We start from the raw sequence: 8643 nt of genomic DNA on the forward strand, positions 1-8643 counted from the left end.
CTCGGTCGTTCACTGGGAGAGTTGCTGACAACGGTGACCATGCTCCGCTCACGCGGAATAGCGTTGCTCAGCCTGGAGGAGAAAATCGACACTTCCTCCGCAGCCGGAGAGCTGATCTTCCACGTCTTCGGCGCCATTGCGCATTTTGAGCGGCGACTGATCTCAGAACGTACACGCGACGGGATTGCAGCGGCGAGAGCAAAGGGCAGGCTGCCGGGGCGGCAGCCGCTCGACAACGACAAGATCAGCGCGGCGCTAAAACTTATCGCGGCGAGCGTGTCGCCGACTGAAGCGGCGCGTCAGCTCGGGATCGGGCGATCGACTGTCTATCGCGAGATGAAGCGTCTTGGCGTCGCGCGGCCGACACCATCGGCTGTATCATGACAACAGACGATCAAGTGGTTCTCAGCGCGCGCGAGAAAGAAGCTCTACGTCTGCTTCTGGTCGGCCATGACGCGAAATCCATCGCCAATACGCTTGGTCTGTCGGTGCACACAATAAATGACCGCCTACGCGATGCGCGGCGCAAGCTGGGCGTTTCGAGCAGCCGTGAAGCTGCCCGACGTCTCGCCGAGATGGATGGGGGCACCCCCAATAATGTCGGCCCCAAAGAAATTGGGGGTGCCGAAGCAACTTCTTCGGTGGATAGAGCCAAAGAGCCAGCACCGCCGCGATCGTCGGGGCATCGCCTGGCGTGGCTTACCGGAGGAATGCTTATCATGTCTCTTATCATTGCGGCCGCAGCGCTTTTGACCATCAGCGGGCAGGACGACGCCCGGGTTTCCGCCCAGAATATTTCGACAAGCATTGCCCGTCCTGCCGAAACAAAGGCATCGGCCGATGCCCGCAAATGGGTCGAATTGCTTGATGAAGGGCAGTGGGATGCAAGCTGGCAAGCCGCAGGCACACTGTTCAAGGCAAAGATCACCCCGGCGCAGTGGGCCACTACGATCCAGTCTGTACGACAACCGTTGGGACGCCCGTCATCACGCACTTTCCAAAGCGTGATGCAGACAAAAACGCTGCCGGGCGCGCCAGCGGGTGACTATCAGATCATTCAGTTCCAGACGCGTTTCGCTAACAAACCCAACGCGGTTGAAACCGTCGTACTTTCTCGTGAACAGCCATATTGGCGCGTTAGCGGATATTTCATCCGCTAACTTCCGTGCTGCTTGCCGTTGTTCAACAAAGAAACAGCGACTTGCCCTCAGACAAGATCACGCTACCCAGACGTTCTTCTACTGTTCATGCTAAACGTTGTTTAGCGTACTTTCCACACGATGGCCTCAATATTGCAGGATATCGGCGGACAGTTCGACTTCCGCCAGGCTTTCGCGGTACAGCTTGCCCATTTCCAGCGTCAGCAGGCGGGCATATTTATCTTTCTGCGTGCGCAGCAGGTCGGCAGCCTTCCCCACGATGGCCGCGCGTTTGGCAAAGGGCAGTTTCGACCATTCCCTGTATGTCGCCTGGGCACGGTCCAGCTTCTGCGCCAGTTCCGTATCCGTCAGGTCGGGGAATGTTGCAATGGTCTCATTGGTAAACGGATTGACTGTCTTGTACGCCATTGGCCTGTCTCCATCCGGATCTTGGGGCAACAGGCGTGGTCCATGCAGCGGCGTTGCGTTTAACCGGCCAACGCCGTCTTCATGCCGCCTGTGCGTGCAGAACGGCATGAAGGCGTCGGGGTTGCGTGGTATCTGCACATGTCGATATCCACCAAACCATTTCCGGAAAGCCAGGAAGAACGCCGCCTTTTTGAAAAAAGGGCGGCGCCCGGAAACTTTTATTACTTTCCCATCAGGCCGTAACCAGCTTTTCCGGTGCAGGCGCAGGCACGCGGATCAGGTAGTCAAAGGCGGACAGCGCCGCCTTCGCCCCTTCGCCTATGGCAATGACGATCTGCTTGTAGGGCGTGGTCGTCGCATCGCCCGCCGCGAACACGCCGGGGATCGAGGTGGCGCCGTGGTCGTTGACGATGATTTCCCCAAAGTCATTCAGCTTCAGCGTGCCCTTCAGCCAGCCCGTGTTGGGCAGCAGGCCGATCTGCACGAACACCCCCTCCAGATCAATATGGTGGTCCGCGCCATCGCCGCCGCGATAGGTCAGGCCGGTCACATTATGGCCGTTGCCCTCGATCCGCGTGGTCAGGGCCTCGGTCAGGACCGTGACATTGGGCAGGGTATGCAGCTTGTCCTGCAATACCTTGTCCGCCTTCAGGTGCGACCCGCGCTGCAGCAGGGTCACGTGGGCGACGATACCGGCCAGGTCGATGGCCGCTTCCACCCCGCTATTGCCACCACCCGCCACGGCCACGCGCTTGCCCTTGTAGAAGGGGCCATCGCAATGCGGGCAGTAGGCGACGCCCCTGTTGCGGTATTCCTCCTCGCCCGGCACGCCAAGGTGCCGCCAGTGCGCGCCGGTGGCCAGTATGACCGTGCGGGAATGCAGGACCGCGCCACTTTCCAGCACCACGCCATGCAGGCCGCCGGGCTGGGTGGCGGGGAACAGTTCCTTGGCGCGCTGGCCGGGAATGATATCCACGTCATACTGCCTGACATGCGCCTCCAGCGCCGCAGCCAGTTTCGGGCCATCGGTTTCGGGTATGGAGATGAAATTCTCGATGCCAGCGGTATCCATGACCTGTCCGCCAAAGCGGTCGCCCAGCAGTCCCGTGCGCAGCCCCTTGCGCGCGGCATAGACCGCAGCCGATGCGCCAGCGGGCCCCTCGCCAATGATCAGGACATCAAACGGCGCGACATCCTTCAGCTTTTCCGCGGCGCGGCGCGGGGCATCGGCATCCAGTTTCACCAGGATCTGTTCGATTTCCATGCGTCCCGTCTCGAACAGTTCACCGTTCAGGTAAACCTGCGGCACGGACATGATGTTGCGCGCCGCGACTTCATCAGGGAACAGCGCCCCGTCGATCGTGACGTTGTGGATGTTGGGGTTCAGCACGCACATCGCATTGAGCGCCTGCACCACATCGGGGCAGTTCTGGCACGACAGGGCGACATAGGTTTCAAAATTGTACGGTCCCGGCAGGGCGCGGATCTGGGCCGCCACGTCATCGGGGATCCTTGGCGCGTGACCGCCGACCTGCAGCATCGCCAGCACGAAGGAGGTGAACTCATGCCCCAGCGGGATGGCGGCGAACGTCACCCCCGTTTTCGCGCCATCACGGCGGATGACGAAGCTGGGCCGCCGGGTGGCCTGCCCTGTCTCGGACACCTGCACCTTGTCCGAAAGGGCGGCGACCTCATGCAGGAGTTCATGCATCTCACGCGAAGCGGGGGTGTCATCCAGGCTGGCCTCCAGCACGATCGGGTGCGCAAGGCTGGCCAGATAACCCTTGAGCTGCGTCTTGATGGGATCTTGCAACATGGGAATGGACTCCGCTCTTTGGGAAAAGGTGACATGGGTGGCCCGGTCCTGCCGGACCGGGCCGGGGCCATGGGCGTCAGATCTTGCCGACGAGGTCCAGCGATGGGGTCAGCGTGGCACCGCCTTCCTTCCACTTCGCCGGGCAGACTTCGCCGGGGTGGGACGCGACGTACTGCGCGGCCTCGATCTTGGCGATCAGTTCGGCGGCGCTGCGGCCGACGCTGCCAGCGGTAATTTCGATGTACTGGATCCTGCCTTCCGGATCGATCAGGAAGGTGCCGCGGTCGGCCACGCCCGCTTCCTCGATATAGACATCAAAATTACGTGCGATGTGGGCGGTCGGGTCGCCCAGCATCACGAACTTGATCTTGCTGATGGCCGGTGACGTGTCGTGCCATGCCTTGTGGGTGAAATGCTTGTCGGTCGAAACCGAGTAGATTTCCACGCCCAGCTTCTGGAACGTCTCGTAATTTTCAGCCAGGTCTTCCAGTTCCGTCGGGCAGACGAAGGTGAAATCCGCCGGATAGAAGAAGAAGACGGACCATTTGCCCTTCACGTCGGCATCGCTCACCTTGATGAACTTTCCGTTGTGGAAGGCGTCTGTCTCGAACGGCTTCAGAGACGAATTGATGCGTGCCATGCGGAATGCTCCTTGCTTTGGCTTGTCAGTTATTGACCGGGTATCTGTCCCACAAACACGAAATGGGGAGAAACCGTTTCTGTCAATGGGTCTGATCGGAAAAACCTTTTTACAAATGCCCCGAAATCGGTCCTATCTATAGATATGAATTATATTCCTCTTTCGGGCCTGTCGCTGCGCGATATCGAATATGTGGTGGCAGTGGATGACCTGCGCAACTTCTCCCGCGCGGCGGAACGCTGCGGCGTAAGCCAGGGCGGATTGTCGGAACAGGTGCGCAAGCTGGAATCGCTGCTGGGCGTGGTCCTGTTCGAACGCACGCGCCGCCATGTAACGGTCACGCCCGATGGCGCGCGCCTGATCGCGATGGGGCGCGACGTGCTGGCTGCCGCCCGCGCCATGATCGAGGCCGCACGCGCACGCACCGGCCCGCTGGAAGGCGTGGTGCGCATGGGGATCATTGCAACCCTCGGCCCCTATTACGTGCCCGACCTGCTCCCGCTGCTGCGGCGGGCCTATCCGCAACTGAAGCTGCAACTGACCGACAACCTGACGGATACAATGCTGCGGATGCTGCGCCATGACGAACTGGATGTGGTTTTCGCGGCCCTGCCGGTCAGCGGGGAAGGACTCCAGTACGCGCCCCTGTTCCGCGAACCGTTTCTGGCCGCCTTTCCCGCCAGCCACCCGCTGGCCCGGCGCAAGGCACTGGCGATGCCGGACCTGAGGGGACCGGACCTGCTGTTGCTGGAAGACGGGCACTGCCTGCGCGATCAGGCGCTGGCGCTGTGTGGCATGTCGCCACGGCGCGACCCGTCGCGCCTAGCCACCAGCCTTGAAATGCTGTGGCACATGATTGGCGCGGGTGAGGGATATTCCCTGATCCCCCGCCTGGCGCTGCGCCACCGGGGCGAATGGGACGGGCTGATCACCGTAACCCCCCTGCCCGGCGCGGGTCGCACGATCGGGCTTGTCTGGCGCACATCCGACCCGCGTGGCCCGGCATTTGATGAATTTGCCCGCTTCCTGCGCGAAAATCCGCCCGAAGGCTGCACGTCGGCTGATGCCCCGCCCCCACCGCATGACGGGACGCCCATCCGGCCTGCATGACCGTGGGGGGCCGGCCGATATTTTTTTAGGGGCATTGGACCATAATAGTGGGGAATCCTCTTTATCGCGCTTTTCATCCATGGGTATAGTCAGGTAATGAGCCGTAATCACCGCATGCATGAGTCCCGGACCCGAAATACAGTCCTGAAAATAATCTGTAACGATCCGGGAACCGCGGAACCGGTCAGCCACTCCCTGGATCTGGCCGCCTGCGCCCCGGCCCCGGCGGAAACGGGCAGCCGGCGGTCACTGGCCCAGATCCTCCATCCCGGCAACAGCCATGACATCCCGTTCCAGGGGCATGGGGAACGGCTGGATGCGCTGCGCCAGTGGATGGCGGACACGACGCAGGACGTGTCGGTCCAGATCATTACCGGCAGGCCGGGACAGGGCAAGACGCGCCTGGGCACCGAACTGGTCGCCCGCGCGCGGGAAGATGGCTGGATGGCGGGTTTCCTGCCGCCGGGTAAGGCGGGGATTTTCCCGGACGCGCCCTTCACCACGGTCTGGCAGCAGCCCACGCTGGTCATTATCGACAACGCCGCCAGCCGGGCCACGCAGGTCGGGGCATGGCTGCGCGCACTGGTCCGCCAGCCCTGTCCCGCCCATCCGCTGCGTCTTGTCCTGCTGGAACGTGCGGGACTGGACACCCTGTGGGTGAATGAGATCTTCAGCCCGGATAATGAGGCGGACGCTGCCCTGCCCGCCCTGCTGTCCCCCGCACAATGGCCCGACCTGCCCCCGCTGACCGGGGCCGACGCCCGATATGCGGTTTTCGCCGCCGCCTATCGCGCCACCAGCGGCAGTGCGCCACCGCTTGATACCGCCATGATGCTGCGCCACAAGCTGGATGAACTGGCACGGGAAGGATCGACCCTGTTCCTGATCGCGCTGGGGTTTGTCGCGGCGCGCGATGGACTGCTGGCTGCCCGCACGCTCGGCATCCCGTCCCTCCTGTCGCGCATGGTGAAAGAGGAGGTCCGGCGGATCGAAGCCCTGTGGCAGGCGGATGGCGGCATGCCGGAAGACATGCGGCCGCAGGCGTGGGCGCTGACGGGTATCAGCGCATTGTGTGGCGGCATGGACGCGGCCACGCTGCGACAGGTTGCGCAGGCCGAAGCCCCGGCCAGCCAGCCCGATGCGCCCGCCCGGATGGAAGCCTGCCTGCATGCCCTGCGCATGGCCCAGCCTGGATGCGACGGCGGCACGGCGGTGTCCCTGCCCGGCATGGTGGCCGGTGCGCTTGGCATGCATCTGGTCATGTCGCAGGGGACGGAAATACTGGACCGGCTGCCTGCCACCCCATCCCTGCGCCTGCCGCTGGTTGCCGGAACGGTCCGCGCCTGCCAGGCCGCGTGGGAGATCGGGGACAACCGGCCCCTGGCCTGGCTGGAACATCTGACCGGGCTGTGCGTCGCGGATCATGACGCGTTACTGGCCCTGGCGCGGCACCTGCCCCGGCAGGGAACAAGGATACAGGCCATTGCGCTGGATGTGGCGGAAAGGCTGACAGCCAGCCTGCGCGCGGACGGAGCATCGGCCCCCACCGCCCCGCTGGGCCGGGCGCTGACCGCCCTGTTCCACCGCCATGCCGACCTGTGGCAGCCGGAACAGGCACGGCATGCGGCGCGCGAAGCCATGGCAGTCCAGACCGCCCTTGCCGCACGGGATCCCGCCTGCCGCCCTGCCGCCGCCGCCAGCCTGCATGACATCGCACGGTACGATAACGGGCTGGATGCCCCGGCTGCCGCCCAGCCCATGGCGCGGCAGGCGGTGGCGGCCTACACCGCACTGGCGGAAGATGACCCGGCGACCTTCCGCCCCTACCGCGCCCGTAGCCTGTATCAGATGGCGCGTGCCCAGCACGACCTTGATCAGCCCATGGCGGCGCGGCGGACGCTGCGCCGCGCCATCGCCATCCAGACCCGGCTGGCCGATGCAAGCCCGGTGACGTTCCAGCCCGACCTGGCCGCAAGCCTGCTGCTGCTGTCATCATGCCAGGCCAGCCTGCGCGCGTATGAGGAAGCACGTGAAACCGCGCTGGAGGCCGTGATCCTGTACACGGCACTGGCCCATGATTACCCCGATACGTTCCAGCCCGCGCTGGCGGACAGCCTGCACCAGCTGGCCAGCCACCAGCTGGAACTGTCACAGGACGAAGCCGCGCTGAAATCCATGGAGGAAGCCGTCTCGCTCCAGTTCGCGTTTACCGAGCGGCGGCAGGGCGCGGGCCTGCCTGAACTGGCGGCGTACCTTGTCACCCTTACCCGGTGCCACGGCGCGCTGGGACGGGTAGCGGACCGTCACCATACCCTGCGTGAAGCCATCCGGCTGTACCGGATACTGGCGGAAAAAGGGCCGGACATCTTCCGCTTGCCGCTGGCGCGGGAGCTTGAACGGTTCAACATGCATTCATCCCCCACCGATCCGGCCCTGAGGGTGGAAAACATGCAGGCCATGCAGGAGGCAGCCGACCTGTACGGCACACTGGCACAGACGGACCCGAAGCGCTTCACGCCCCGGCAGGCCCATATCCTGACCGAACTGTCGCAACGCCAGGAAAGGTGGGACCAGCACGACGAGGCCATCGCCAGCGGCACTGCCGCCGTCAGGCTGTACATGGACCTGACCCTGAAGGACCCAGATCAATTCCACGAAGCCATGCTGGAGGCATTCAGGGATGTGGCGGGCCTGCTGATGGGCGACCGGACGGATGACTGCCTTTCCCTGCTGCGCGACGTACTGGCCCTGTACCGCGACATCGTGGCCCGGAACCCGGACAACCTGCAGATGCGCATGCAGCTGGCCACCCTTCTGCTGGGGCAGACAGTGGTCACGCTGGAACTGGGGCTGCCTGAACAGATCTACGCGCCATGGCATGAAGGCCTGGGCATGATGATGGAACTCGCGGCCCTGCGTCCCGGGACATTTGCCGACGAACTGAAGCGGGTGCTTTCCGATCTGGAAAACATGACACGCGAGGACAGCCCGGCAAAGGAAGTTTACCTTGCCCTGTGGCACGAAGCCATTGACGACCTTACTTCCCTTGTCCACCAGCATCCTGCCATTTTCACGCCGGTTCTGATTGGCAGCCTGGAAAAACTGTCGCAGCAACTGTTGGACAACGGTCAGCCTTGCAGTTACCCATAAATTTTTTCTTCTGTAATTTGATAGGAGAGAGCACCTGTAACGATATCTGCCAGGCGAGACATTCCTCTCCAGATAACAGTTGTTCCGGGCGGAGCATCGGAAGCGCGATCAAGGTAACCACCCAGTCTGGCGACTGCCCGGATGTAAAAATCCAGGTCTGGTGAAGTGCTGAGTTTGCGTATGGGTGTGAACTGTTCGAGTATTTGGCGTTCCACATCTGTAAAAACGGTAGAAGGCGACGTCCCTGGTAATTCACGCCTGAGCATTGTTATCCATGAGATACGCCAGGCCACCACGCAGCATAAGGCGATACAGTTTGCGAGCCGGCCTGCGGTCGTTAGGCGGAGCTCTTCAAGCTT

Annotated in this window: 8 protein-coding genes; 4 read left to right on the plus strand and 4 right to left on the minus strand. The window is 62.9% G+C overall.

Annotation, left to right across the window (positions count from 1 at the left end; genetic code table 11):
* Positions 1 to 384, plus strand: a 384-nt coding sequence (locus tag GEU01_RS17675; RefSeq protein WP_019087006.1) for a recombinase family protein, incomplete at its 5' end; no start/stop codon positions are given.
* The gene (locus tag GEU01_RS24790; protein WP_081500012.1) at positions 381 to 1160 is read left to right on the plus strand and encodes a helix-turn-helix domain-containing protein; all 780 of its coding nucleotides are present in this window, start codon (positions 381 to 383) and stop codon (positions 1158 to 1160) included. The genes GEU01_RS17675 and GEU01_RS24790, both read left to right, overlap by 4 nt.
* Positions 1161 to 1286: 126 nt before the next feature.
* On the opposite strand, the gene GEU01_RS17685 is transcribed toward GEU01_RS24790, so the two are convergent.
* The 3 genes from GEU01_RS17685 to ahpC form a co-directional block, all read right to left on the minus strand.
* Positions 1287 to 1568, minus strand: coding sequence for an aldehyde dehydrogenase family protein (locus GEU01_RS17685; protein ID WP_019087145.1), 282 nt, complete (start codon positions 1566 to 1568; stop codon positions 1287 to 1289).
* A gap of 232 nt (positions 1569 to 1800) precedes the next feature.
* Positions 1801 to 3384 carry an alkyl hydroperoxide reductase subunit F gene (ahpF, locus tag GEU01_RS17695; RefSeq protein WP_019087147.1) on the minus strand — a complete coding sequence of 528 codons (1584 nt, stop codon included), beginning with the start codon at positions 3382 to 3384 and terminating at the stop codon, positions 1801 to 1803.
* A gap of 76 nt (positions 3385 to 3460) precedes the next feature.
* Positions 3461 to 4024 (minus strand): alkyl hydroperoxide reductase subunit C, encoded by a 564-nt coding sequence (gene ahpC / locus GEU01_RS17700; protein ID WP_010508485.1) that lies wholly within the window; start codon positions 4022 to 4024, stop codon positions 3461 to 3463.
* A 144-nt stretch (positions 4025 to 4168) separates the two neighbouring features.
* Here ahpC and GEU01_RS17705 point away from each other — a divergent pair, with 144 nt between their 5' ends.
* Both GEU01_RS17705 and GEU01_RS17710 read left to right on the plus strand, forming a co-directional pair.
* Positions 4169 to 5134, plus strand: coding sequence for a hydrogen peroxide-inducible genes activator (locus GEU01_RS17705; protein ID WP_019087148.1), 966 nt, complete (start codon positions 4169 to 4171; stop codon positions 5132 to 5134).
* A gap of 96 nt (positions 5135 to 5230) precedes the next feature.
* Positions 5231 to 8284, plus strand: a complete 3054-nt coding sequence (locus GEU01_RS17710) for a hypothetical protein (RefSeq protein ID WP_232272612.1) — start codon at positions 5231 to 5233, stop codon at positions 8282 to 8284.
* On the opposite strand, the gene GEU01_RS24795 is transcribed toward GEU01_RS17710, so the two are convergent.
* On the minus strand, positions 8275 to 8643 hold a 369-nt coding region (locus tag GEU01_RS24795; protein ID WP_269719726.1), incomplete at its 5' end, for an IS4 family transposase. The two genes, GEU01_RS17710 and GEU01_RS24795, sit on opposite strands and share 10 nt — an antisense overlap.

Origin of the sequence: Komagataeibacter europaeus LMG 18890 (genome assembly GCF_000285295.1) — a bacterium.
In the GTDB taxonomy this organism is placed as follows: Bacteria; Pseudomonadota; Alphaproteobacteria; order Acetobacterales; family Acetobacteraceae; genus Komagataeibacter; species Komagataeibacter europaeus.